This is a genomic window from Streptomyces sp. SolWspMP-5a-2 (genome assembly GCF_900091845.1).
In the GTDB taxonomy this organism is placed as follows: domain Bacteria; phylum Actinomycetota; class Actinomycetes; order Streptomycetales; family Streptomycetaceae; genus Streptomyces; species Streptomyces doudnae.
The window spans coordinates 1-23,055 of record NZ_FMCI01000202.1 but is presented as its reverse complement, the minus strand read 5'-3'; the positions used below and the strand labels follow the sequence as shown (position 1 = coordinate 23,055).

General features: G+C 73.0%; 24 protein-coding genes. 13 read left to right on the top strand and 11 right to left on the bottom strand.

Features of this window, described 5'->3' with window-relative positions; all coding sequences use genetic code 11:
• Window positions 1-110 precede the first annotated feature (110 nt).
• Both GA0115242_RS20455 and GA0115242_RS20450 read right to left on the bottom strand, forming a co-directional pair.
• Entirely contained in the window at window positions 111-1,175 is a 1,065-nt protein-coding gene (locus GA0115242_RS20455; RefSeq protein WP_093830528.1) for a threonine aldolase family protein, read from the bottom strand.
• Window positions 1,168-1,842, bottom strand: a complete 675-nt coding sequence (locus GA0115242_RS20450; RefSeq protein ID WP_093830526.1) for a TetR/AcrR family transcriptional regulator — start codon at window positions 1,840-1,842, stop codon at window positions 1,168-1,170. The genes GA0115242_RS20455 and GA0115242_RS20450 overlap by 8 nt, the downstream gene beginning before the upstream one ends.
• A 185-nt stretch (window positions 1,843-2,027) precedes the next feature.
• Between GA0115242_RS20450 and GA0115242_RS20445 the strand changes: the two genes are divergently transcribed.
• From GA0115242_RS20445 to GA0115242_RS20430, 4 genes are all read left to right on the top strand, one after another.
• The gene (locus GA0115242_RS20445; protein WP_093830524.1) at window positions 2,028-3,248 is read left to right on the top strand and encodes a cytochrome P450; all 1,221 of its coding nucleotides are present in this window, start codon (window positions 2,028-2,030) and stop codon (window positions 3,246-3,248) included.
• A gap of 46 nt (window positions 3,249-3,294) precedes the next feature.
• Window positions 3,295-3,492: a ferredoxin gene (locus GA0115242_RS20440; protein WP_093830550.1), complete on the top strand. Its 198-nt coding sequence runs from the start codon at window positions 3,295-3,297 to the stop codon at window positions 3,490-3,492.
• 122 nt (window positions 3,493-3,614) lie between these two features.
• On the top strand, window positions 3,615-4,739 hold the full coding sequence (locus tag GA0115242_RS20435) for a PP2C family protein-serine/threonine phosphatase (protein WP_093830522.1): 1,125 nt from the start codon (window positions 3,615-3,617) through the stop codon (window positions 4,737-4,739).
• A gap of 66 nt (window positions 4,740-4,805) precedes the next feature.
• A complete protein-coding gene (locus GA0115242_RS20430) occupies window positions 4,806-5,276 on the top strand; it encodes an Lrp/AsnC family transcriptional regulator (RefSeq protein ID WP_093830520.1) in 471 nt (156 codons plus the stop codon).
• Window positions 5,277-5,374: 98 nt separating this feature from the next.
• Here the strand turns inward: GA0115242_RS20430 and GA0115242_RS20425 are convergent, their stop codons facing one another.
• Window positions 5,375-5,860 (bottom strand): Lrp/AsnC family transcriptional regulator, encoded by a 486-nt coding sequence (locus GA0115242_RS20425; protein WP_176729867.1) that lies wholly within the window; start codon window positions 5,858-5,860, stop codon window positions 5,375-5,377.
• 249 nt (window positions 5,861-6,109) lie between these two features.
• Here GA0115242_RS20425 and GA0115242_RS20420 point away from each other — a divergent pair, with 249 nt between their 5' ends.
• From GA0115242_RS20420 to GA0115242_RS20390, 7 genes are all read left to right on the top strand, one after another.
• Window positions 6,110-7,021, top strand: coding sequence for an ABC transporter permease (locus GA0115242_RS20420; protein WP_093830516.1), 912 nt, complete (start codon window positions 6,110-6,112; stop codon window positions 7,019-7,021).
• The gene (locus GA0115242_RS20415; protein ID WP_093830514.1) at window positions 7,018-7,836 is read left to right on the top strand and encodes an ABC transporter permease; all 819 of its coding nucleotides are present in this window, start codon (window positions 7,018-7,020) and stop codon (window positions 7,834-7,836) included. The genes GA0115242_RS20420 and GA0115242_RS20415 overlap by 4 nt, the downstream gene beginning before the upstream one ends.
• Before the next feature lie 57 nt (window positions 7,837-7,893).
• Window positions 7,894-8,976 (top strand): ABC transporter substrate-binding protein, encoded by a 1,083-nt coding sequence (locus tag GA0115242_RS20410; protein WP_093830512.1) that lies wholly within the window; start codon window positions 7,894-7,896, stop codon window positions 8,974-8,976.
• Window position 8,977: 1 nt separating this feature from the next.
• Entirely contained in the window at window positions 8,978-10,054 is a 1,077-nt protein-coding gene (locus tag GA0115242_RS20405; RefSeq protein WP_093830510.1) for an ABC transporter ATP-binding protein, read from the top strand.
• Between the two features lie 85 nt (window positions 10,055-10,139).
• Window positions 10,140-10,931 carry a carbon-nitrogen hydrolase family protein gene (locus GA0115242_RS20400; RefSeq protein WP_093830508.1) on the top strand — a complete coding sequence of 264 codons (792 nt, stop codon included), beginning with the start codon at window positions 10,140-10,142 and terminating at the stop codon, window positions 10,929-10,931.
• Between the two features lie 4 nt (window positions 10,932-10,935).
• Window positions 10,936-11,628: an RraA family protein gene (locus GA0115242_RS20395; protein ID WP_093830506.1), complete on the top strand. Its 693-nt coding sequence runs from the start codon at window positions 10,936-10,938 to the stop codon at window positions 11,626-11,628.
• A 57-nt stretch (window positions 11,629-11,685) separates the two neighbouring features.
• Window positions 11,686-12,408, top strand: a complete 723-nt coding sequence (locus GA0115242_RS20390) for a 3-keto-5-aminohexanoate cleavage protein (RefSeq protein WP_093830504.1) — start codon at window positions 11,686-11,688, stop codon at window positions 12,406-12,408.
• 30 nt (window positions 12,409-12,438) lie between these two features.
• On the opposite strand, the gene GA0115242_RS20385 is transcribed toward GA0115242_RS20390, so the two are convergent.
• From GA0115242_RS20385 to GA0115242_RS20365, 5 genes are all read right to left on the bottom strand, one after another.
• Window positions 12,439-12,894 carry an ATP-binding protein gene (locus GA0115242_RS20385; protein ID WP_093830502.1) on the bottom strand — a complete coding sequence of 152 codons (456 nt, stop codon included), beginning with the start codon at window positions 12,892-12,894 and terminating at the stop codon, window positions 12,439-12,441.
• 91 nt (window positions 12,895-12,985) lie between these two features.
• Entirely contained in the window at window positions 12,986-13,435 is a 450-nt protein-coding gene (locus GA0115242_RS20380) for a response regulator (protein WP_093830500.1), read from the bottom strand.
• The gene (locus tag GA0115242_RS20375) at window positions 13,432-14,985 is read right to left on the bottom strand and encodes a sensor histidine kinase (RefSeq protein ID WP_237549178.1); all 1,554 of its coding nucleotides are present in this window, start codon (window positions 14,983-14,985) and stop codon (window positions 13,432-13,434) included. Before GA0115242_RS20375 ends, GA0115242_RS20380 begins: the two co-directional genes overlap by 4 nt.
• A 98-nt stretch (window positions 14,986-15,083) precedes the next feature.
• On the bottom strand, window positions 15,084-16,322 hold the full coding sequence (locus tag GA0115242_RS20370; RefSeq protein ID WP_093830496.1) for a PP2C family protein-serine/threonine phosphatase: 1,239 nt from the start codon (window positions 16,320-16,322) through the stop codon (window positions 15,084-15,086).
• Between the two features lie 211 nt (window positions 16,323-16,533).
• Entirely contained in the window at window positions 16,534-17,370 is an 837-nt protein-coding gene (locus GA0115242_RS20365) for a SigB/SigF/SigG family RNA polymerase sigma factor (RefSeq protein ID WP_093830494.1), read from the bottom strand.
• A gap of 174 nt (window positions 17,371-17,544) precedes the next feature.
• On the opposite strand from GA0115242_RS20365, the gene GA0115242_RS20360 reads away from it, so the two are divergent.
• A complete protein-coding gene (locus GA0115242_RS20360; RefSeq protein WP_093830492.1) occupies window positions 17,545-18,237 on the top strand; it encodes a GAF and ANTAR domain-containing protein in 693 nt (230 codons plus the stop codon).
• Between the two features lie 126 nt (window positions 18,238-18,363).
• On the opposite strand, the gene GA0115242_RS40795 is transcribed toward GA0115242_RS20360, so the two are convergent.
• From GA0115242_RS40795 to GA0115242_RS20345, 3 genes are all read right to left on the bottom strand, one after another.
• The gene (locus GA0115242_RS40795) at window positions 18,364-18,540 is read right to left on the bottom strand and encodes a hypothetical protein (RefSeq protein WP_093830490.1); all 177 of its coding nucleotides are present in this window, start codon (window positions 18,538-18,540) and stop codon (window positions 18,364-18,366) included.
• A 117-nt stretch (window positions 18,541-18,657) separates the two neighbouring features.
• Window positions 18,658-20,685, bottom strand: coding sequence for an ATP-binding protein (locus GA0115242_RS20350; RefSeq protein WP_176729866.1), 2,028 nt, complete (start codon window positions 20,683-20,685; stop codon window positions 18,658-18,660).
• 67 nt (window positions 20,686-20,752) lie between these two features.
• The gene (locus GA0115242_RS20345) at window positions 20,753-21,670 is read right to left on the bottom strand and encodes a winged helix-turn-helix transcriptional regulator (RefSeq protein ID WP_093830488.1); all 918 of its coding nucleotides are present in this window, start codon (window positions 21,668-21,670) and stop codon (window positions 20,753-20,755) included.
• Between the two features lie 101 nt (window positions 21,671-21,771).
• Here GA0115242_RS20345 and eno point away from each other — a divergent pair.
• Window positions 21,772-23,055 (top strand): phosphopyruvate hydratase (eno, locus tag GA0115242_RS20340; RefSeq protein ID WP_176729865.1); only part of this gene is annotated, 1,284 nt, incomplete at its 3' end.

Sequence of the window (23,055 nt, the reverse complement as noted above, 5' to 3'; positions counted from 1 at the left end):
CACGGCCGCGCGGGACCGTCCGTCCGGAACCGCCGAGGACGCCGGGCGAGCCGACGACGACGCCCGCGAGCCCGCCCGGCCCCTGCCCGACCGGACCGTGCCCGACCGGGTCACGGCCGCCCGGTCGCCGTCGCGTCCCCGATCGCGCGGAGCAGGTCGTCCACGTCCTCCTCGGTCGTCGCGAACGAGGTGACGAGACGGACGACGCCGGGCTCCCAGCGGTCGTGGTAGAAGGCGAACCCGTCCGCGAGCAGCTTCTCGATCACCTGGCCCGGCAGTCGGCAGAACAGGATGTTGGCGTCGGTCGTGCCGAGCGGTTCGACACCGGGGGTCGCGTCGAGGCCCGAACGGAGCCTGGCGGCCATGGCGTTGGCGTGCCCGGCGTTGCGCAGCCAGAGCCCGTCGGTGAGGTAGGCGTCCAACTGGGCGGCGTGGAAACGGCTCTTGGCGGCGACCTGGCCCGCACGCTTGGCCCGGAAGGAGAGTTCGGGGGTGCGGGCGCGGTCGAAGACGACGATCGCGTCGGCGGTCATCGTGCCGTTCTTGGTGGCGCCGAACGAGAGAAGGTCGACCCCGGCCCGCCAGGTGAGGTCGGCGGGGGCGGCGCCGAGCGCGGCGACGGCTCCGGCGAACCGGGCGCCGTCCATGTGCAGGCGCAGCCCGGCCCCGCGGGTGAGGTCGCCGAGGGTGCCGAGTTCGTCCGGGGTGAGGACGGCGCCGGTCTCGGTCGCCTGCGTGACGCTCACCACCGACGGTTCGACGCTGTGCACGTCACCGGCCTTGTGGCGGACGGCAGCGCGCAGTTCCGCCGGGTCGATCTTGGCGTCCCGGCCGCCGAGCGGGACGAGTTTGGCGCCCGCGGTGTAGAACTCGGGCGCCCCGCACTCGTCGTTGTTGATGTGGCTGTCGCGGTGGCACAGGACGCTGCCCCAGGGCGGGGTGAGGGCGGCCAGGCTCAGCGCGTTGGCGGCGGTGCCGGTGGAGACGAGCAGGACGTCGAGGTCGCGTTCGAAGATCTCGCGGAGGCGGTCGCGGACGCTCCCGGTGAGGGCGTCGGCGCCGTAGGGCAGCGCGGGTCCCGCGGTGGCACGGGCCACCGCTTCGGCTATCTCCGGGGAGGTGCCCGCGGTGTTGTCGCTGCTGAAGACGCGGGGCAGGGGGCGGGTGTCAGTCATGGTCCGGGTTCCTCGGGGTGCGGTGGGGCGCGGCCGGGTCCGCCGCGTCGATGAGCTGGCGCAGGGCGCCGTGGTAGACGTCGTGGTCGGTCATCGCGGCCACGATCGGGTGCGCGTGGCCGGTCAGCGCGGGGAACGCCGCGGGGTCGAGCGCGGCGAGCGCGCCCCGGGTGGCGGCCCGGGTCGCGCCGGGGTCGCGGTGGTCGACGAAGCCCGCGCTGCCCAGGGTGAGCAGGTACATCCGCCGGTAGGCGGTGATGGCCGCCTCGGGCGTCATGCCCGCGGCGAGGTTGGCGGCGATCTGCGGTTCGGCCAGGTGCGCGAGCAGGTGCGGGCCGAGCCAGGGCCGGGTGCCGCGCAGGGCGAGCAGGCCGGGGTGGGCGGTCAGCAGCCGGTACAGGGCGGTGAAGCGGGTCTCGGTGGCGTCGGCCCAGCCGGTGCCGGGCGGGATCTCGGGCAGTCGGGCGGCCAGGTGGTCGGTGCACAGGTCGAGCAGCCCCGCGAGGTCGGTGCAGCGGCGCTGGAGGGAGGCGACGGAGATCTCCAGCCGGGTCGCGAGCGCCCGGAAGGTGAGCGCCCCGGGGCCGCCCTCGTCGACCAGGAGCAGGGCGGCACCGGCGATGCGGTCCGGGGTGGCGCGGTCCAGCGATGCGGAACGTCGGGGCATACGGGTCAGCGTACGGTACGCCGTACCGATCCGCTCCGCGCGGGTTTTGGCCCCCACCGCCCCCACCCGGCGACATCCGGCCACACCCGCCCGCCCCTACTTGCCGACGCCCCCGCCGACGCCTACGTTGAATAAACCCGTTGATTTAAATGACGGGCAGGATCCCCCACGCACGGAGAGGTCAGATGAGCCAGAACGACCCTGTCGTCCGTCTGCCGCTGCCCACCGAAGGACCCCTGGACCCGCCCGCCGAGTGGGAGCGTCTGCGCGCCCGGTGCCCGGTGGCCACCGTCGAACTCCCGAGCGGCGACACCGGCGCCCTCCTGACCCGGTACGACCACGTCAAAGCCCTCCTGTCGGACCCCCGCTTCTCCCGCCCGCTGCCCGGTGACGACAGTGCCCGGGTCGCCCCCGAGGACGGCGGCGGGGTGGCGACCCGCAACGACACCGCGCTCTCCGTCGCCTTCAAGGGCGCCGAGCACCAGCGGTGGCGGCGGCACGTGGGCCGGTACTTCACGGCCAAGCGGATGACCGCCCTGCGCCCCGGCATGACCAGGACCGCCGAGGCCCTCGTCGCGGAGATGGTGGCCGGCGGCGCGCCCGCCGACCTCAAGGCGGCCCTGGGCTTCCCGCTCCCGGTCTCCGTGATCTGCGACCTGCTGGGCGCCCCGGTGCGGGACCGCGACCGCTTCTCCTACTGGTCCGACGCGTTCCTCAACATCGACCGCTACACCCGCGCGGAGACCGAGGCGGCGGAGGCGGAGTTCTCGGCCTACATGACCGAGCTGATCGCCGCGAAACGCGCCGCGCCGGGCGAGGACCTGATCAGCACGCTGATCGAGGAGAGCCGCGCGGAGGGCGAGGGGCTGACCGACCCCGAGCTGCGCGACACCGGCATGTCGCTGCTGGTCGCCGGGCACGAGACGACGGCGAACATGATCGGCAAGATGGTCGCCATGCTGCTCGCCGACCGCACCCGCTGGGAGCGCCTGGTGGCCGACCCCTCGCTGGTGCGCACCGCCGTCGACGAGGTGCTGCGCGCCGACGCCAACCTGGGCGGCTTCGGCGTCCGGCGCTTCCTCACCGAGGACTTCGAGTTCGACGGCACGGTCGTGCCGACGGGAACCACCGTCTTCTGCGGGCTCTCCGCCGCCAACCGCGACGAGCGGACCTTCGCCGACGCCGGCGAGCTGGACCTCGGCCGCAGCCCCAACCCGCACCTCACCTTCGGCGCGGGACCGCACTCCTGCCTCGGCCAGGCGCTGGCCCGCACCGAGCTGCAGGTGGTCCTCGACGTTCTGCTGCGGACCCTGCCGAGCCTCGAACTGGCGGTACCGGTAGCGGAGTTGGAGCGGCTGGCCGGGCTCGCCGTGGGCGGCCTCCGGGAGGTGCCGGTCCGATGGTGAACGCACCCCGGTGCGGCTGCGCACCCACCGACAGGAGGCGACGGCGGTGAAGGTGACCGTGGACCAGGAGATGTGCTGCGGCGCCGGAAGCTGCGTGCTGGCGGCGCCGGAGGTCTTCGACCAGCGCGACGAGGACGGCATCGTCGTCCTGCTCGACGCGGAACCCGCCGCCGGATGCCGGGAGGCGGTCCGGGAGGCGGCCGCGATCTGCCCGGCGTCGGCGATCACCGTCCGCGAGGACTGAGCCCCTCCGACACCACCGCACCGCTCACCCGTACCGGTCACGGGGTGAGCGGTGCGGCCCTTTTGAGCGAGAAGTCGGCCCGCCTACCGTATGAGGAGATCATCACCTGCCCAGGAGTGACCATGCCCCGTCGTCGCCCGCCGACCTCCGACGCCGTCTTCGAGGCCATCGACCCGCCGGGCAACGCCGAACTGGTGCTCTCCGTGGTCGCGGTGACCCTGACCGTCGAGGTGCTGGGGGTGCTGTCCGGGTCCGAGGTGTGGCTGCTGGGGCTGCTGGTGTTCCTGCCGGGCGCCGCGTCCGCGCTCTGCACCGTCCGGCAGACCACGTTCGTCGCCGGGTGGACCACCCTGGTGGTCCTCGCGACGGCGGTGGCGCGGGCCTCGGGCGACCGGGCGCACTGGCTGGACCGGCTGCTCCTGGTCCTGCTCACCCTCGCGCTGGGCGCGACCTCCGTCTACGGCTGCGCCCGCCGCATCCGGCGCGAGCACGAGATGGTGCGGCTGCGCTCCACCGCCGCCGCGATGCAGCGCCACATCCTGCACCCGCTGCCGCTGCTGACCGACGACGTCCTGGTCGACGGCGTCTACGAGCCGCTCCAGGAGGACCGGCTGGTCGGCGGGGACATCTACGACGTGGTCGCCTCGCCCTGGGGGACCCGCGTCCTCATCGGGGACGTGCAGGGCAAGGGCCTCGCGGCGGTCGGCGCGGCGTTCGCGGTGATCGGCGCGTTCCGCGAGGCCGCGCACCGGGAGCCGACGCTCACCGCGCTGGCCGACGCCCTGGACGCGGCCGTCGTGCGGCACAACTCGTACGCGGAGCACACGGGCGACGGCGAGCGGTTCGTCACGGCGCTGGTGATCGGGGTGGACCGGGGCGGCGAGGCGCAGGCCGTCAACTGCGGGCACGTGCCGCCGCTGCTGCTGTCCGGGGGCGCGATCAGCGTGCCGCGCCTGGAGTCGGGCGTGCCGCTGGGGCTCGCGGACCTCGCCGCCGAGCCGGTCACCGTCGGCTGGTTCGCCTTCCCCGACGGGGCGACGCTGCTGCTGTCCACCGACGGTCTGACCGAGACCCGGGGCGCCGACGGCGCGTTCTACCCGGTCGAGGAGCGGGTGGCGGAGCGCCTCGCCCTCTCCCCCACCGAGCTGCCGCGGGCCCTGTACGACGACGCGCGGGCGTTCGCGGGCCGCGCGGGGCGCCATGACGACGTCGCCGTGCTGAGTGTGCGCAGGTCTCCGCGCGTCTGATCGCACCGGCCGGGATTGTGCCGGTGTGACCAGGTCACGTACGGTCTGCAGCGAGGGAGGTGGCCGGTGATCGACGATCTGGACCGCAGCATCATGCGGGCCCTCACCCGGGACGGACGCACCCCGTACACCACGCTCGCCCGTGAGCTGGCGGTGTCGGAGGCGACCGTGCGGCAGCGGGTGGCGCGCCTGCAGGAGAGCGGCGCGCTGCGCATCGTCGCCCTGTGCAATCCGCTCACCCTGGGCCACCAGTCGGTGCGGCTGATGATCCGGGTGCGGGACCTCACCCCGCGCGCGGTCGCCAGGAGCCTGGCGGACATGCCGATGGTCAACCACGTGGCGCTCTGCGCGGGCAGCCAGGACATCTTCCTGGAGGGCACCTGCCGCGACCAGCCGCAGCTCGTGCAGCTCCTCGACGAGATCCGGATGCTGCCCGGCGTCTCGCGGGTGCAGGTGCTGCTGCTCCTGGAGCTGTTCAAGGACTACTCGTGGGACGGCCTGGACAACGCGGTCGGGCAGGCCGTCACCGGTCGCTGAGCGGCGGGGCGGACCCGGCCCCCGGTCGGCCGGGTCCGGCGGGCGGATCGGGTGCGGACCGCAGGGGGCAGGACGCCGTCCACCGGGCAGGACGTCCTCTACCGGGGCAGGATGCGCTGGTCCGGATCGGCCGGGACCTCGCGGAACCCCGCCCACAGATAGCTGTCCTTGACGACGTCCAGGACGGTGAGCGCCTCGGCGTGGGCGACGCCGTTCACCCGGCGGACCCGCTCGGTGAGCAGCTCCGAGAGGTGTTCGAGGTCGCGGCAGCGGACGTCGAGGATCAGGTCGTAGGGCCCGACGCAGGACGCCACGTACCGGATCTCCGGCATCCGGGACAGCTCCCGGGCGACGAGGGCGACGGGCATGTGGTGGACGCGCACGGCGAGGTGCACCTCCATCTCGCCGAGCCGTACGGCGTCGGTCATGCCGACCACCTGGATCGCGCCCCGGCGCTTGAGGCGCTGGAAGCGGGAGCGCACGGACGCCTCGGAGAGGCCGATCACCCGGCCTATCTCGCCGAACGACTTCCGCCCGTCCACCCGCAACTGGTCGATGATCTGCCGGTCCAGGTCGTCGATCACACCGGCACCTCCCTCTGCTCTCCGCACCATCTTCGCCCCACGGTGTGACGCGGTCGTTGCGAGATGCGTGGAATTCGGTCCCCGTTTCCACTGGATTCGATTTCGGCGGCTCTGTTCAGGGGGTCGAACACGGGCGGAAGCTAAGGGCCACGGCGCGAACGGACGATCATCCGGACGTGCGCGAACCGATCCGAGGGAGGCCCCGCACATGCAGGCAGCAGCACCGTCGTCCGCCGACCGGAGGCAGCGGTGACCGTCACCGCGGCGCCGCCGGCCCCCGTCCCCGTGCCGCCCGCCGCGCGCACCGGCCGGGCACGGCACCGTGCGGTCACCTTCGCCCTGCTGGCGCCCGCCGGACTCACCGTCCTGGCGCTGGTGCTGGTGCCCCTGGTCCTGGTGGTGCGCAACAGCTTCGCGCTGCCGGACGCCTACGGCGGCATCGAGGGCGGCTTCACCTTCGCCAACTACACCGAGCTGTTCGACCCGGTGTACCTGAAGGTGTTCGGCTACAGCCTGGGCATGGCGGCCCTGAACACGGCCGTCTGCCTGCTGCTCGGGTACCTCGTCTCGTACTACCTCGCCGGGCGGTCCCCGCAGCGCCAGGGGCTCCTGCTGCTCCTGATCATCGTGCCGTTCTGGACGGACTTCCTGGTGCGCACCTTCGCCTGGATCAACCTGCTCAGCCCCGGCGGCCCGGTGAACGGCCTGACCGACGCCCTCGGCATCACCCACGGTCCGGCGCAGTGGATCCCGAGCCAGGGCGCCTCCTTCGTGGGCCTGGTCTACGCGTTCCTGCCCACCGCGATCTTCCCGATCTACGCGACCCTGCGCGGGGTGGACCCCTCGCTCGGCGAGGCGGCCCGTGACCTGGGCTGCGGCTGGTGGCGGGTGCACACCCGGGTGCTGCTGCCGCTGGTGCGGCCGGGGCTGCTGGCCGCCGCGCTGCTCACCTTCATCCCCACCCTCGGCGTGTTCGTGATCCCGGTGCTGCTGGGCGGCGGCAAGAACCAGCTCGTCGGCAACCTGATCGTCACCCTGTACACCGAGTTCCGCAATCAGCCGATGGGCGCGGCGGCCTCCGTCGTCCTGCTGGTGCTGATGATCGCGTCGGTGGCGGTGCTGGGCACCGCGGCCCGGCGGCTGAGGAGGAGGACGTCATGAGCGGACGCACCCGGCTCACCGGGCGGCTGCCCGACACCGTCACCGCGTGGCTCGCCCGGGGTGTGATCGTCTTCCTCTACGTGCCGATCGTGGTCGTGGTGGTCCTCTCCTTCAACGACTCCGACGTCACCTACCGGTGGGCGGGGTTCAGCACCCGCTGGTACGGGGTGCTCGCCCAGGACACCGATCTGCTCTCCGCGCTGCGGGTGAGCGCCGAGGTCGGCGTGGTCTCGGCGACGCTGGCCACCGCGGGCGGACTCCTCGCGGCGATGGGCATGGGACGGCTCGGGCCGCGCGGCCGCGCCCTGTTCTCCGGGAGCCTGTTCCTGCCGCTGGTGATCCCGGAGATCGTGCTCGGAGTGGCGCTGCTGTCGGTCTTCGGCACGCTGAAGGCGAGCCTGGGCCTGACCACGCTGGTCCTCGGCCACCTGGTGGTGACGCTGCCGTACGCGGCGCTGATCGTGCTGGGCGCGCACCGGGCGCTCGACCCGGCGCTCGAGGAGGCCGCCACCGACCTGGGATGCGGCGGCTGGCAGCGGTTCCGGCTGGTGACGGTGCCGCTGCTGAAGCAGGCGCTGCTCGCCTCCTGGCTGCTCTGCTTCACGATCTCCTTCGGCAACATCGTGATGTCCACCTTCACCAGCGGCGTCGGCACCACCACGCTCCCGCTGCGGGTGTACTCGCTCCTCAAGACCGGGCTGACGCCCGAGATCAACGCCCTGGGCACGCTGCTCGTGCTGTTCACCTTCGTGATCATCCTCGGCGCCGGGCTGCGGCAGATGCGCCGCGTCCTGGTCGGTGACGGCACCGACTGACCCACCCGCACCGCCGCTCGTCACGCACTCCTCGGTACGTCCCTGAAAGGCCTCGCCATGTCCCGTACCACCGTTTCGAGAACGCTCCTGGCCACGTCGGTCCTGACCGTGACCGCGCTCCTCGCCACCGCCTGCGGCGGCTCCGGCTCCACCACCGCGGCCTCCTCGGGCGGCGGCAAGAACCTGCACGTCTACGCCTGGGCCGGGGAGATCCCGGACTCGGTGGTCAAGGGGTTCGAGAAGGAGACGGGCATCAAGGTCACGGTCGACACGTTCGACAGCAACGAGACCATGACGGCGAAGCTCAGCACCGGGGCGTCCGGTTACGACCTGGTCGAGCCCAGCCAGTACACCGTGCAGCAGCTGATCGGGCAGCAGCTCATCCAGCCCCTCGACCACTCGAAGATCGAGGGCCTGGACAACCTGGCGGCGAAGTTCCGCGACCCGTCCTACGACAAGGGCAACAAGTACAGCGTGCCGTGGATCTGGGGAACCACCGGATTCGCCTACAACGACACCTGTATCAAGTCGGCGACGAGCTGGAAGACCCTGTTCGACAGCGCGCACAAGGGCAAGCTGTACATGCTCGACAACATGCTGGCCGCCTACATCGCGGGCCTCCAGGTCACCGGGCACCGGGCCACCAGCACGGACAAGGACCAGATCGCCGAGGCGACGGCGGCGCTGGTGAAGCAAAAAAAGATCCTCGCCGGGTACAACTCGACGAACTACCCGCAGCTCCTGTCCAGCGGGCAGGCGTGCGCCGCCGAGGCGTGGAGCGGCACGGCGATGGCGAAGGTCGTGCAGTCGAACAAGAACGTCCACTACGTGATCCCGTCCGAGGGCGGCTCGATCTGGACGGACGGTCTCGCCATCCCCAAGGGCGCCAAGAACGTGACGTCGGCGTACGCGTTCATCACGTACCTGCTGCGTCCCGAGGTCGCCGCTAAGGCCACCGACGACGGCTCCTCGGCCAGCGCCAACCAGGCGGCCCGCGCGCACATCAAGGACAAGGACGCCCTCAAGAACCCGGCGATCTACGCCTCCGACGCGGCGATCGCGAAGGCGGACTTCCTGCTCGACCCGGGGACCGCGATGCAGTACTTCCAGCAGGGCTGGACCAAGGTGAAGGCGTCCTGAGATGAGCACGAACCCCACGGCTCCCGCCGTCCGCCTCGACCGGGTCGGGAAGGTCTTCGGCGGCACCCACGCGGTGCGCGACGTCACCCTCGACATCCGGCAGAACGAGTTCTTCTCGATCCTCGGCCCCTCCGGCTGCGGCAAGACCACCCTGATGCGGATGATCACCGGCTTCGAGGAGCCGTCCGAGGGCACGGTCGAACTGGGCGGGGTCCCGGCCACCGGGGTCCCGGCCCACAAGCGGGACCTGAACATGCTCTTCCAGAGCTACGCCCTCTTCCCGCACCTGAGCGTCGCCGACAACGTCGCCTTCGAGCTGAAGGTCCGCAAGCTGCGGCCCCGGGCGCAGATCGGGGACGCGGTGCGCGAGGCGCTGGCCCTGGTCCGGCTCGACGGCTACGGCGACCGGTCCGTCGCCCAGCTCTCCGGCGGCCAGCGGCAGCGGGTGGCGATCGCCCGCGCGCTGATCGGCAGGCCCTCGCTGCTGCTGCTCGACGAGCCGCTCGGCGCCCTGGACAAGAAGCTGCGCGCCGAGATGCAGCTTGAGCTGAAGAAGATCCAGCGCGAGGTCGGGGTGACGTTCGTGACCGTCACCCACGACCAGGAGGAGGCGCTGACCATGTCCGACCGGATCGCCGTGATGAACGGCGGCCGGGTCGTGCAGGTCGACACCCCCGAGGGCGTCTACGAGCGGCCCGCCAGCCGGTTCGTGGCCTCCTTCATCGGCACCTCCAACTTCCTCAGCGGGACGTCGGACGGCCGGGTCGTCGCCGTCGAGGGGCTGGGCGCGCTGCCGGTCCCCGAGGGCGGGGCGGTCGGCGAGGCGCACCTGTCGGTGCGGCCCGAGAACGTCGGGGTGTGCGGCCGGGAGGACCAGGTGCCTCCCGGGCACGCGGCCCTGCGCGGCGTCCTCCAGCAGTCGGTGTACCTCGGCAGCGCCGTCCGCCACCACCTCACCCTCGGCGACGGCGGCACCCTCGTCGCCGAGACGTCCTCAGCCGACACCGCGGGTCTCACCGCGGGCGGCCCGGCCTGGGCCCACTGGCGGCCCGAGGCGTCCCGGGTGCTCACCGAGTGAGCACCCTCCCCCGGCAGGTGTCCCCCGCGACGCCCGCCCGGCACCCGCACCCCGCACCGAACCACCCCAGCAAGGAGATACGGCCGTGAAGGTCGCCGCTGCCCAGTACGCCCCCACCGCCGATGTCGGCGCCAACCTCGCGGTCATCGCGTCCATGACCGCCGAGGCGGCGGCCGCGGGCGCCGAACTCGTCGTCTTCCCCGAGGAGGCGATGGTCCCGGCCGAGGAGGCCGGAAAGCCCCTGCACGCCGCGGCCGAGACCCACTGGCCCGGCTTCCTCGCCGAGCTGTCCGGGCTCGCCGCCGCGCACGGCATCGCCGTCATCGCGGGCGGCTACGAACCGAGCGGCGACTCGCTGCCCTACAACACCGTCGCGGCCGTCTCCGCGGACGGCGAACTCCTCGGCCGCTACCGCAAGATGCACCTGTACGACGCCTTCGACTACCGCGAGTCGAGCGAGGTGCAGCGCGGCGACGAGGGCCCGGTGGTGGTCCGGATCGGCGAGTTCAACGTCGGCCTGGTCAACTGCTACGACCTGCGCTTCCCCGAGTTCACCCGGACCCTCGTCGAGATGGGCGCCGACCTGCTGTCGGTCTCCGCGGCGTGGGTGCGCGGCCCGCTCAAGGAGGACCACTGGACGACGCTGCTGCGCACCCGGGCGATCGAGAACACCTGCTGGGTGGTGGCGTCGTCGCTGACCACGCCCGACTGCATCGGCATGAGCATGGCCATCGACCCGCTGGGGGTGGTCCGGGCCGCGCTCGGCGAGGAGGAGCGGTCGCTGCTCGTCGTCGAGGCGGACAAGCAGCGCATCGACCGCGCCCGCACCATCCTTCCCGTCCTGCGCAACCGCCGCATCATCATCGGACCGAGGTGACCCCGTGCCGCTGACCCTCCACGACCTGACCGACGTGCCGCCCCTCGACGAGGAGCTGGCCGCCCGCCTGGCCCGGGTGGACTTCCCCACCCTCGGCCACTATCTGGAGGAAGGATTCTGCGATCCGGCGCTGAGCCGCCGCGCCGGGACCGGCAAGCTCGTCGGCCGGGCCGTCACCGTCCGGATCACCCCCACCGACTCGACGCTCCTGCACCATCTGGCCGGACTCGTCGGCCCCGGTGACGTGGTGGTCGTCGACTGCGGCGGCGACCGCAGGCACGCGCCGCTCGGCGAGGTCGTCGTGCACGCCCTCGCCGCCCGGGGCGCGGCCGGCGCCGTCGTGGACGGCGTCTGCACCGACATCGGCGCCCTGCGCGACGTCGGACTGCCGGTCTACGCGTACGGCACCTCGCTGCTCACCACCAAGCTGCACGGCATCGCCGACGGCTCCCTGAACGCGCCCGTCCTCTGCGGCGGCGTGCCGGTCCAGGCCGGTGACCTCGTCCTCGGTGACGAGAACGGCCTGCTGATCGCGCCCGCCGCGCGGCTGGCCGCCGTCGTCGACGAGGCGCTGGCCGACGACGCCGAGGAGCCCGACCTCCTCGCCGAGCTGCACCGGGGGCATCCCCTGGGCACGCTCACCGGGGCGTCGCGCACCGTCGCCGCGCTCCGCACCCCCTCCCCCACCACCGTGTGAACCCCCGGCCCGCGAGGGCCGGGACCCGCACGGACCGAGACCCGCAAGGAAAGACCCATGTTGCTCAAGGCAGCCATCAACGGCGGCCGGACCCCCGCCGAACACCCCACGGTCCCGGTGACCCCGGCGCAGATCGCCGCCGACACCGCGGCCGTGATCGCGGCCGGCGCCGACGTCGTCCACCTGCACGTCCGCACACCCGACGGCGGCCAGACGATCGCACCCGACGCGCTGGCCGAGGTGCTGCGCGCGGTGCGCTCGACGGCGCCCGGCGCGGTCGTCGGGACCACCACCGGCCTGTGGACCTGCTCGGGCCCCGCGGAACGCTACGACCTGGTCGAGGCGTGGGACGTGCTGCCCGACTTCGCGTCGGTCGCCTTCTGCGAGGAGGGCGCGGCGGAGACCGCGTCGCTGATCGTCGCCAAGGGCATGACGCTGGAGAGCGCGGTGTGGAGCGTGGACGACGTGCCCGCGCTGCTGGCCTCGCCGACGCTGGAGCGGAACGTGCGCATCCTCATCGAGCCGATGGACGAGGACCCGGACACGGCCGTGGCGCACGCCCGGGAGATGGCGGCGCTGATCCGGGCCGCCGGGGTCACCGCGCCGCTGCTCTACCACGGGGACGCGGCCACCACCTGGCCGGTGCTGCGCGCCGCGCTGGCCGACGGGCACGAGACCCGGATCGGTTTCGAGGACGGCACCGACCTCCCGGACGGCTCCCGGGCCCGGGACAACGCCGAACTGGTGCGTGCGGTACGGGCATTGGCCGCCCGGGTGTGACCGCACCGGCCACCCAGGGGGGCGGGTCGGTCAGCGGGCTTCGCGGAGCGGGATCCGCACGGTGACGCACTTGCCCACCGGTTCCATCGACACCCGGTAGGACTCGACCAAGGCCGTCACGATCTCCAGACCGTGGCGGCCGAGCCGTTCCGGGTCCGCGCTGTGGACGACGGGCAGGTGCGGGCCCGAGTCCCAGATCGCTATCTCCAGGATCTCGCCCACGATCCGCAGGTCCATCAGCACCGGCCCCGGCGCGTACTTGCGGGCGTTGGTGACCAGCTCGCTCACCACCAGCTGGGTCACGTCGACCGCCCGCACCGACACGGGCACCCCGTGTCCCAAGCGGGCCTCACCGAGGAACGCCGTCGCCACCCGGCGCGCCTCGGCTATGCAGCCGCCGTCGCCCTCGAAGGACGCCATCGCCTGTATATACGTCTGCTCGGAGCCCGGGGCAGTCCCGTTGTGGTCCGGACACTTCGCGTCCATACATCTCGCCTTCACCGCGGTCACGCACAGACTTCTACCCGCTTGTGCCGTCCCATGCCGTCCGCGGCCGGATTGGGTGCCGGGGGCCGGTTCAGTGGTGCGGCCGGGGCAGCCGGACGACCTGGACGAAGAAGTCGTCGATCTGGCGGACCGCCGCGATGAACTGGTCGAGGTCGACCGGCTTGGTGACGTACGCGTTGGCGTGCAGCTTGTAGCTGCGCAGGATGTCCTCCTCCGCGGCGGAGGTGGTGAGCACCACGACCGGGATGTGGGAGAGGTCGGGGTCCGACTTGATCTTCTCCAGGACCTGGCGGCCGTCGTACTTCGGCAGGTTCAGGTCGAGCAGGATCAGATCGGGACGCGGGGCGTCCGGGTGGGCTCCGCGCCGGTAGAGGAAGTCGAGCGCCTCCTCGCCGTCCCGCACCACGTGCAGCGTGTTGCCGATCTTGTTGTCCTCGAACGCCTCGCGGGTCATCAGCTCGTCGCCCGGGTCGTCCTCCACGAGCAGGACGTCGATCGGTGTGGCGGCGGGAACGGTCATGTGAGTGCCTTTTCCTCGGAGAGCTGGGGGTCGTGCGCGGCGGCGTCGGACGCCTCGGGGGCCGCCGGCAGCGTCAGGCTGATCCTGGTGCCCTCGGCCGGGGCGTCGTCGACCCAGATCCGGCCGCCGTGGTACTCGACGATCTTCTTGCAGAGGGCGAGGCCGATGCCGGTGCCGCCGTAGCTGTCGCGGCTGTGCAGCCGCTGGAAGATCACGAAGACCTTCTCGGTGAACTCCGGCGGGATGCCGATGCCGTTGTCGGTGACGCCGAACCGCCAGGTTCCCGGCTGCTCCGGGTCCTCCTCGCAGGTGACGCGGATGTGCGGGGTGCGGTCGGGGTGGCGGAACTTGACGGCGTTGCCGACGAGGTTCTGCCAGAGCATGGCGAGGAGCATCGGGTCGCCGACGACCAGCGGCAGCTTCTCGGGGCGTTCGACGACGGCGCCGGTCTCGGCGATCGCGGTCTCCACGTTGGCGATCGCCCGGTCCAGCGCCTGGTCGAGTTCGACGGGCAGCCGGGCGTCGTTGACCCGGCCGACCCGGGAGAAGGTGAGCAGGTCGTTGATGAGGACCTGCATGCGCTTGGCACCGTCGACGGCGAAGTCGATGTACTGGCGGCCGCGGTCGTCGAGCTTCTCCGCGTACCGCTTCTCCAGGAGCTGGCAGAACGAGGCGACCTTGCGCAGCGGTTCCTGGAGGTCGTGCGAGGCGACGTAGGCGAACTGCTCCAGCTCCGCGTTGGACCTGCGCAGTTCGACCGCCTGGGCGTCGAGGTCGGCGGCCTGGCTGGCGAGGACGCGCTGCTGGGCGCGGGAGGCGTCCAGCTCCTCGACGATCTGCTGGCGCATGTACTCGACGTCCTGGGCGACCGCGGTCAGGTCCTTGGGTCCTGTGACGGTGATGACGTGTCCGAAGTCACCGCGGGCGACCTTCCTGGAGGAGTCCCGCAGGGCGTCCAGGGGGCGGGCCACCAGGAATCGGATCAGCACCGTCAGCACCAGCGCGGTCAGCAGGAACGTCACGACGAGGGCGCCCAGGATGTAGGTGCGCACGGTCCGTTCGTGCTCGACCCGCTGCTTGCCCTCGTGGACGGCGCGGGCCAGGTCCCGGTTCTGGGTGGACCAGCGGGTGCGCAGGCCGTCGAACGCCTCCCTGCTGCGCTCGGCGGTCGCCTTGTCGATCCGCTGCGGGTCGCCGACGGTGACTCCGGCGACCAGCGGGTCGGCGAAGGTGCGGCGCCACTCGGCGGCCTGCTTCTCGACGGCGTCCAGGTCGGCCAGCAGCTCGGGCCGGTCGCTCACCAGGTCGCGCAGCCGGGCCGCGGCCCGCGCCTCGTCCTGCTTGCCCTCGGTGTAGGGGGTGAGGAACTGCCGGTCGGCGGCTATCGCGTAGCCGCGCACACCGGTCTCCTGGTTGACCAGGCCGGCCTGGAGGCGGGCCGCCTCGGTGCGGGCCGGCAGGATCCGGGAGGTGAGCTGGTCGGTGGCCTCGGCGGTCTGCGCGAGGAGCCGGGCGCCGATCACGCTCCCGCCGATGACAAGCAGCATCATCAGGGACACGGCAAGGTAGAACCAGCCCTGCACGGTCAGCCGGTGGCCCTGTGCGGGCGTCCCGGTTCCAGCGGTGGTCACGTCGTCCTCCGACATCGTCAGTTCCAGCTCAGGTGCAGTACGGCCACGTCGTCGTCCAGGCCGCCCTGGCCCTCGGCCAGGTGCTCCGCTCGTTCGATCAGCCGGTCGACGAAGGTCTCGGGCTCCAGTTCGGGCATCTCTCTGGCCAGGCGCAGCAGGCCCTCCTCGCCGAGTCGCTCGCGGCCGCGTCCGACGTAGCCCTCGAAGAGTCCGTCGGTGAACAGGACCATGCCCGAGCCGACGGGCACGTCGATCTCCTCGATGGGCCAGCGGGCCTGGCCGGGGACGACGCCGAGCGCGGGGCCCGCGGGCACCTCGACCCAGTCCACCCGGCGGTCGGGGGTGCGCAGCAGCATCCCCGGGTGTCCGGCGCGGGTGATGCGCACCCGGCGGTCCCCGGGGGCGACGGTGAGGCTGGTGAGGGTGGCGAAGACCTCGGTGCGGGCGCGCTCGGCCACGAGTATCTCCTCCAGGCGCGCCACCTGCTCGGGCGCCGGGACGCCGCTGAGCACCAGGGTGCGCCAGGCGATGCGCAGGGCGACGCCGAGGGCGGCCTCGTCGGGCCCGTGCCCGGAGACGTCGCCGATCAGCGCGGCGACGGTGCCCTCGGTGCTCTGCACGATGTCGTAGAAGTCGCCGCCGAGGAGGGCCTGGGAGCGGCCGGGCCGGTAGCGGGCGACGATGTCGATGTCGACGCCGGTGGAGTCGCCGCGCAGCAGTGGCCGGGGCAGCAGGCCGCGTTCCAGACGGGCGTTCTCCTGGGCCTGCATCTGGCTGGCCTGGAGGGCGACGGCGGCCTGCTCGGCCTGCTTGCGCTGGATGGCGTAGCGCACGGCCCGGCCGAACAGGTCGGGGGCGACACGGCCCTTGACCAGGTAGTCCTGGGCGCCGGCGGCGACGGCGGAGAGTCCGGTCTCCTCCTCGGCGAGGCCGGTGAGGACGACGACGGCGACCTGGTCGGTGGAGAGCTGGATCTGGGAGACGGCCTCCAGGCCCTGGGCGTCCGGCAGGTGCAGGTCGAGCAGGACGCAGTCGGGGGTCTCCTGGGCGAGGACGGCGCGGGCGTCGGCCATGGAGCGCACCCAGCGCAGCCGCATCTTGAGGGAACTGTCGGCGACCAGTTCCTCCACCAGGAGGGCGTCGCCGGGGTCGTCCTCGACGAGGAGCACGGACGGCTCGCGCCAGTGCCACACTTCGCCCGGGTCACCGTGCGCGGGTGAGGTCGTACCGGCAGCCCTCGGCTGCGACGTCACCATCGTTCCGCCTTCCCCACCCTGCGCGCCCACCCCATGATCAGTTGTCGCTCGACAACTGTGGTGAGCATACTCGCGCGTCCGCCCTGGTACCGCGCGCCTCCGTCGTGAGACGCAGGTCCGGGCCGCCGCAATCTACAGCAGCGGCCCGGAGGGCGACCACACCGCGGGCGCCCGGGGGAAAGGATCGGGCCCGCGGTCCGGCGGGACGGGGTCAGCCGGTGGCGAGCAGGCCCTCGCGCAGCCGGGCCAGCAGGCGGCTCAGCAGCCGGGAGACGTGCATCTGGGAGACGCCGAGACGGGCTCCTATCTCGGCCTGGGTGCGCTCCTCGACGAACCGCAGGTGGATGATCAGCCGCTCGCGCTCGTCCAGTTCGGCGAGCAGGGGGGCGAGCGCGTGGAAGTCCTCGACCAGCTCCAGGGCGCCGTCCTCGCAGCCGATGAAGTCGGCGAGCACGCTCTCGCCGTCGTCGCCCGCGGAGATCGCGGCGTCGAGCGAGGAGGAGTTGTAGCCGTTGGAGGCGAGGCGGGCCTCGACGACCTCGTCCTCGGTGAGGCTCATCAGCTGGGACAGCTCGGCGACCGTGGGGGTGCGGCCGAGGCGCGTGCTCAGCTCCTCCGTGGCGCGGGCGAGCTGGACACGGGCCTCCTGGAGGCGGCGCGGCACGTGCACGGCCCAGGAGGTGTCGCGGAAGAAGCGCTTGATCTCGCCCACGATGTAGGGGATGGAGAAGGAGGTGAACTCGACCTCGCGGGAGACCTCGAAGCGGTCGATCGCCTTGATCAGGCCGATGGTGCCGACCTGGACGATGTCCTCCATCTCCTCCGGGCCGCGGCTGCGGAAGCGGGAGGCCGCGTACCGCACCAGTGAGATGTTCATCTCGATCAGGGTGTTGCGCGCGTACTGGTGCTCCGGGGTGCCCTCCTCCAGCTCCGCGAGCCGCCCGAGGAAATGGCGGGTGAGTTCACGCGCGTCCTTCGGAGCGATCTGGGAGGGGTTGGCGATCTCCTCGATCCGCCGTGCACCGGTACCCGTCGTCGTCGCCGTCATCACGCGTCCTCCCCTGACCCTGCAAGCGGCCGGTCGGCCGGTCGAGGGGGCGGGTACCCGGGGTTCACGCTCTCACTCCTCCCCAGCGTGTTGAATGCGGTGGACGGTCGACCGGCGCCGGACGGCGGCACGGACAGAACCGGCGGAACGGCATGGATCAGACAGAGGTGACGGATGGACTGGCGCGAGTTCGCCGAGCGGATGGCCGAGTTGGCCAGGGAGCTGCTGGCCAAGGAGTCGGTGCAGGAGACCCTGGACGCGATCGCGGTGGCGGCGGTGGAGCTGGTGCAGGGGTGCGACGCGGCCGGGATCCTCGCGGTGCGCGGGGGCCGCGCGGTGACGCTGGCCTCGCACGGGGACATGGTGCGCGAGAGCGACCGGCTCCAGGGCGAGCTGGGCGAGGGGCCCTGCTTCGACCTGGCGCGCGGTCACGCCGACGAACGCGCCTACCGGATCGAGGACATGAGCGCGCCCCGGACGGACTGGCCGCGGTTCGCGTCGGCGGCGCACGGGCTGGGGATCGGGAGCATGACCGGGGTGCTGCTGTACACGGACCGGGAGGACTTCGGGGCGCTGAACCTGTACAGCGAGCGCCCGGGTGCCTTCACCCGTGAGTTCGAGACGGCGGGGTGGCTGCTGGCGTCGCACGCGGCCGTGGCGCTCTCCAGCGCCCGCACCATCGATCAGCTGGAGCACGCGATGGAGACCCGGCACGCGATCGGGGAGGCCATCGGCATCCTCAGGGAGCGCCACCGGATGAGCGAGGACGACGCGTTCAACGTGCTGCGCCGGATCTCCCAGCACCACAACGTCAAACTCCGCGACGTCGCGCGGCGGGTCCGGGAGGAGCCGCCCCGGGAGAAGTGAGGAGGCCGCCCGCGCGGGCGGGACGGCGGCGCCGGGGGCCCGCCGGGCACAGAACGCGTCGAGCCGCGGGGCCGGACCACCCGGCACCGCGGCTCGACGTCGTCCGGTCAGGACGGCGGGCCCTGGTCACCTTCTGCGACCGCGCGCCGACCAGCCCGCGCCGACGCCCGCCAGGTGCAGTGCCAGCACGGTGAGACCGAGCAGCATCACGTTGGTCGAGCTGAAGGCGTCGTTCGTGGAGATGTCCGCGGCGTTGATCAGGAAGGAGATGAAGAACAGGACCGCGGAGATGATCGCCAGCATGGGTCTTTTCCCTTCGGTCGACGGTGTCTCCGTCGCACTGTGCACACCGGATGCCCGCTCCCCGCCCTCCCACACGGGCCCTTCCGGCCGGGCCGGTCCCGCGTGCCGGACGCGGTCTCAGGCGCCCGGCGGGGTGCGGCCGAGGAGGTCGTGGGTGATGGCCCCGGCCGCGCGGAGCATGGCGCGGGCGGCGGCCTCGTCGTAGCCGTCGTCGCCGAGCAGGGAACGCGCCGTCTGTTCGTACCGCAGCCGCAGGGGCGCCAGTTCGGGGGTGCCGCGCTGCTGGTGCCCGACGGCGCTCCAGTACCGTTCGGCTGCGGTGTGGGCGGCGACCGCGCGTTCGCCCGAGCCCTGGGCGGCGAGCGCGGAGGCGAGGACGTCCAGGCCGAGGGCGAGCCCGAAGCTGTCCCCTATCCGCAGCTTCCCCTCCAGCATGGACAGGGCGTGGGCGGCGGCGATGGCGGGCCGGTCCTCGATGAGGGCGATGAGGGCGAGCTGGTAGTCGGCGTAGGAGCGGGTCCACCACTCGTCGCGGGCGAGGGAGTCGCGGCGCAGCTCGGCGGCTTCCTCGCGGGCCTGGTCGCGCAGTCCCCTGGCGGTGAGCGCGAAGACCCGGGCGAGCCGGCACAGCACCGCCCCGGTGCAGTCCGCGCCCGCGCTCCTGGCGAGCGCGTCGTCCACGACGTGCCCTGCGGCCAGCGGACGGCCGCCGAGCAGATGGCTCAGGCCCAGCAGGTACGCCGATCTGAGGACGGCGTCCGTGTCCCCGGCGTCCTCGGCCTGGCGGCGGGCGGCCTGGGCCAGTTCGCGGCCGGTGTCGTTCTCGCCGCGCAGCACCCGCACGACGCCGAGCGCCCACAGCGCCCGGCCGCGGGCCGGTCCGGGTCCGGGGGCGAGGTCGAGCGCCTCCGTCAAGTAGCGGGAGGCGACGGGGAGATGACCGCAGCAGCTCCAGAAGAAGCCGAGGTGCCCGGCCATCAGGAGGGCCTCCTCGGGGCGGTCGAGCAGGAGGTGGTCGAGCGCGGCGCACAGGTCGGCGTGGGAGCCGCCGATCCACCGGTACCAGCGGATCTGGTCGGCGCCGTGCCAGGCCCGGTCGGCGCGGGCCACCGCCCGCGCGTGGTGGCGGGCGTGCCGGTCGGCGGCGAGGGCGGTCTCCTCCAGGGCGTCCAGCCACATCAGGCCGTACTCGCGGACGGTGTCGAGCATGCGGTAGCGGTCGCCGTCGAGGCCGAGCACGGATCTGCGGACGAGTCCGGCGAGCGCCTCGTCGACGTCGCCGGGGGCGAGCGGGCCGCCCGCGCCCACCGCGACGGCGGCGTCCCGGTCCATGGGGCCGCGGAACACCGAGAGGCGGGCCCAGAGCAGGCGTTCGGGCGGCGAGCACAGTTCGTGGCTCCAGCCGATGGTGGTGCGCAGGGCCTGGTGCCGGGGCGGTCCCGCGCGGCGCTCGGTGGTGGCGAGGTCGAGCAGCAGGGCGAGTTCGCGGTCGACGTCCTGGACGTCCCGGTCGGCGAGCTGTCCCGCGGCGAGTTCGATGGCGAGGGGGATGCCCTGGAGGCGGGCGCAGAGCCGGGCCGCGACGACGGCGTCCGCGGTCCCGGTGAGCGGGCGGCCCGCGTCGCCCGCCAGGCGGCCGAGGAGGGCGGGCGCGTCGGTGTCGACGGGCAGCGGCTCCACCACGAGGCGCCGCTCGCCCGGCAGGCCGAGGGGTTCCCTGCTGGTGACCAGGACGGTGAGCCGGGGACAGGAGCGCAGCAGGTGGGTGACGAGGGCACCGCTCGCGGCCGACAGGTGTTCGCAGGAGTCGAGGACCAGCAGGCGGTCCTTGTCGGTGGCCGCGAGCCACTCGGCGAGCGCGTCCAGGGGCAGCGCCGGGCTGTGGTCGGCGAAGCCGAGGGCGTCGGCGACGGTGGCCACCAGGAGCCGTTCGTCGCGCAGTTGCCACAGGTCGGCCCAGGCCGCCTCCCGGTGGGCCGCCCTGCTCGCCTCGTCGGCGGCGTGCAGGGCGAGACGGCTCTTGCCGACGCCTCCGGCGCCGGTCAGGGTGACCAGGCAGTGCGCGCGCAGGGCGGAGGCGAGGTCGCTCAGCTCGTCCTGACGGCCGACGAACCCCGGGGGAACGGGCGGTAGATAACTCGACACCGGGCCAGTCTTTCGCGCTCCGCCCGGATGTGTGTGCCGATTCGGCTCCTCGGCGGCGCCCGCCGGTTCACGCCGGGCGCGCGCACGCCTCGGCCAGGCGCAGGCTCCGCGCCACCGCGCCCTCGATGTCGTCGACCGGGAACAGGACGTGCCGGACGGTCCGCGCGGCGTCGACGACCAGGATCAGCCGGGTCAGGCGCAGGCGGCCCGCGCTCCGGGAGGCGGGCAACCGCAGGGCCGTGGTGAGGACGTGCCCGGCGTCGGACAGGAGAGGGTGCGGAAGTGCACCGGCGCGGACCAACGCGCGCTGCTCGTGCGGGAGTTGCGTGCTGACCCCGACTATGCGGACGCCCCTGGCGCGGGCGGCGGGCCAGGCGTCGCGGAAGAGGCGGTTCTCCGGCGCGGGGTCGGCCCCCTCCCGGTCCGGCCCGTCCGGCGCCCGGTCGGCCCGCTCCGGGTCCGGCCCGTCCGGGTCGTCGGCGGGCTCGTCCGGATCGGCGCCGGGGAAGGTGAACAGGACGGTGGCGGAGGCGTCCGACGTGACGACGGGGACGTCCTCGCCGCCGGGGCCCGGCAGGGTGAGGCCGTCGGGGACCCGGGTCCCGGTGAGGGCGTGCACACGCGCGTGGACGGCGCCGCCGTCCGCCACCGCGGCGCCGGGATCGCCGTCGCCGAGGACCCAGCGGTCGCCCCAGTCCTGCATCGCGGCCAGCAGCGGGAGCAGCGCGGTGCCCGCCTCGGTGAAGAGGTACTCGTAGCGGACCGGCCTGCGCTGGTAGAGGGAGCGGTTGAGCACCCCGTGCGCGACCAGCCGCCCCAGGCGTTCGCTCAGCACCTTGCGGGACAGGCCGATCTCCGCGGCGAGGGCGTCGAACCGTACGTGTCCGCGGGCGACTTCGCGCAGGACGAGCACGTTCCACCAGTCTCCGAGGACCATCGCGGCCTGGGCGGTCCCGCAGGTCTCGTCGGCGTTGTGCATCTTCATGCGCCCATAGTAGGTTCCTTTTCGGGACCCACTTTGTATCCCACCGGAACTTAAGGGCGCGGCCCGTCGGACCGGCGCCCTCGCACCCGAGGAGTCGCAGCGTGCCTGTCGTCATCAGCAGGGTCATCGGACGCGAGATCATCGACAGTCGGGGAAACCCCACGGTCGAGGTCGACGTCGAACTCTCCGACGGATCGCTCGGCCGGGCGGCCGTCCCGTCCGGTGCCTCCACCGGCGCCCGCGAGGCCGTCGAACTCCGGGACGGCGACCCGGCCCGCTTCCACGGCAAGGGCGTGCGGCGCGCGGTCGACGCCGTCAACGACGCGCTCCGCGACGCCGTGGTGGGGCTGCGCGCCGACGACCAGGCGGGCGTGGACGCGGCCCTGATCGCGGTGGACGGGACCCCCGACAAGGCGCGGCTGGGCGCCAACGCCCTGCTCGGCGTCTCGCTGGCCACCGCGAAGGCCGCGGCCGCCTCGCACCGGCTGCCGCTGTACCGGTACGTCGGCGGGGTCGACGCGCGGCTGCTGCCGGTGCCGATGATGAACATCGTCAACGGCGGCGCGCACGCGGACAATCCGCTGGACTTCCAGGAGTTCATGATCGCCCCGGTCGGCGCGGCCACCTTCGCCGAGGCCGTCCGGATGGGCTCGGAGGTCTTCCACACCCTGCGCGGCAGCCTGCTGGCCGCCGGGCACAGCGTGAACGTCGGCGACGAGGGCGGCTTCGCGCCCGATCTGCGCACCGCCGACGAGGCCCTGGAGTTCGTGGTGGGCGCCGTCGAGCGCAGCGGCTACAAGACCGGCACCGACATCACGATCGTCATGGACCCGGCCTCCTCGGAGTTCTTCCGCGACGGCGCGTACCACTACACCGGAGAGGGCGTCCGCCGCTCCCCCGCCGAACACGCCGACCACCTGGTCTCGTTGGTGGAGCGCTACCCGGTCGCCTCGGTCGAGGACCCGATGGCCGAGGACGACCACGCGGGCTGGCGCGACCTCACCGCGCGGCTCGGCGACCGCTGCCAGCTCACCGGCGACGACGTGTTCTGCACCAACGAGGCGCTGCTGCGGGCCGGTGTCCGCGACGGGATCGCCAACTCGATCCTGGTGAAGGTCAATCAGATCGGCACCCTCACCGAGACCCTGGCGACCGTGGCGACGGCGCACCGCGCGGGGTACACCGTCGTCATGTCGCACCGCTCGGGCGAGACCGAGGACACCACGATCGCCGACCTCGCCGTCGCCACCGGCTGCGGCCAGATCAAGACCGGTTCCCTCTCCCGCGCCGACCGCACCGCGAAGTACAACCAACTCGTGCGCATCGAGGAGGAGTTGGGCAGCGCGGCCCGGTACGCGGGCCGCGACACGCTGCGGCTGCGGCGG

Bases quoted from the DNA above. Each gene is read 5' to 3' on its own strand.
- GA0115242_RS20435 (WP_093830522.1), top strand. From the start codon at position 3,615: ATGCCCCGTCGTCGCCCGCCGACCTCCGACGCCGTCTTCGAGGCCATC.
- GA0115242_RS20455 (WP_093830528.1), bottom strand. From the start codon at position 1,175: ATGACTGACACCCGCCCCCTGCCCCGCGTCTTCAGCAGCGACAACACC.
- GA0115242_RS20345 (WP_093830488.1), bottom strand. From the start codon at position 21,670: ATGAAGATGCACAACGCCGACGAGACCTGCGGGACCGCCCAGGCCGCG.
- GA0115242_RS40795 (WP_093830490.1), bottom strand. From the start codon at position 18,540: ATGCTGGCGATCATCTCCGCGGTCCTGTTCTTCATCTCCTTCCTGATC.
- GA0115242_RS20410 (WP_093830512.1), top strand. From the start codon at position 7,894: ATGTCCCGTACCACCGTTTCGAGAACGCTCCTGGCCACGTCGGTCCTG.
- GA0115242_RS20445 (WP_093830524.1), top strand. From the start codon at position 2,028: ATGAGCCAGAACGACCCTGTCGTCCGTCTGCCGCTGCCCACCGAAGGA.
- GA0115242_RS20360 (WP_093830492.1), top strand. From the start codon at position 17,545: ATGGACTGGCGCGAGTTCGCCGAGCGGATGGCCGAGTTGGCCAGGGAG.
- GA0115242_RS20450 (WP_093830526.1), bottom strand. From the start codon at position 1,842: ATGCCCCGACGTTCCGCATCGCTGGACCGCGCCACCCCGGACCGCATC.
- GA0115242_RS20405 (WP_093830510.1), top strand. From the start codon at position 8,978: ATGAGCACGAACCCCACGGCTCCCGCCGTCCGCCTCGACCGGGTCGGG.
- GA0115242_RS20385 (WP_093830502.1), bottom strand. From the start codon at position 12,894: ATGGACGCGAAGTGTCCGGACCACAACGGGACTGCCCCGGGCTCCGAG.
- GA0115242_RS20415 (WP_093830514.1), top strand. From the start codon at position 7,018: ATGAGCGGACGCACCCGGCTCACCGGGCGGCTGCCCGACACCGTCACC.
- GA0115242_RS20370 (WP_093830496.1), bottom strand. From the start codon at position 16,322: ATGGTGACGTCGCAGCCGAGGGCTGCCGGTACGACCTCACCCGCGCAC.
- GA0115242_RS20380 (WP_093830500.1), bottom strand. From the start codon at position 13,435: ATGACCGTTCCCGCCGCCACACCGATCGACGTCCTGCTCGTGGAGGAC.
- GA0115242_RS20365 (WP_093830494.1), bottom strand. From the start codon at position 17,370: ATGACGGCGACGACGACGGGTACCGGTGCACGGCGGATCGAGGAGATC.
- GA0115242_RS20390 (WP_093830504.1), top strand. From the start codon at position 11,686: ATGTTGCTCAAGGCAGCCATCAACGGCGGCCGGACCCCCGCCGAACAC.
- GA0115242_RS20375 (WP_237549178.1), bottom strand. From the start codon at position 14,985: ATGATGCTGCTTGTCATCGGCGGGAGCGTGATCGGCGCCCGGCTCCTC.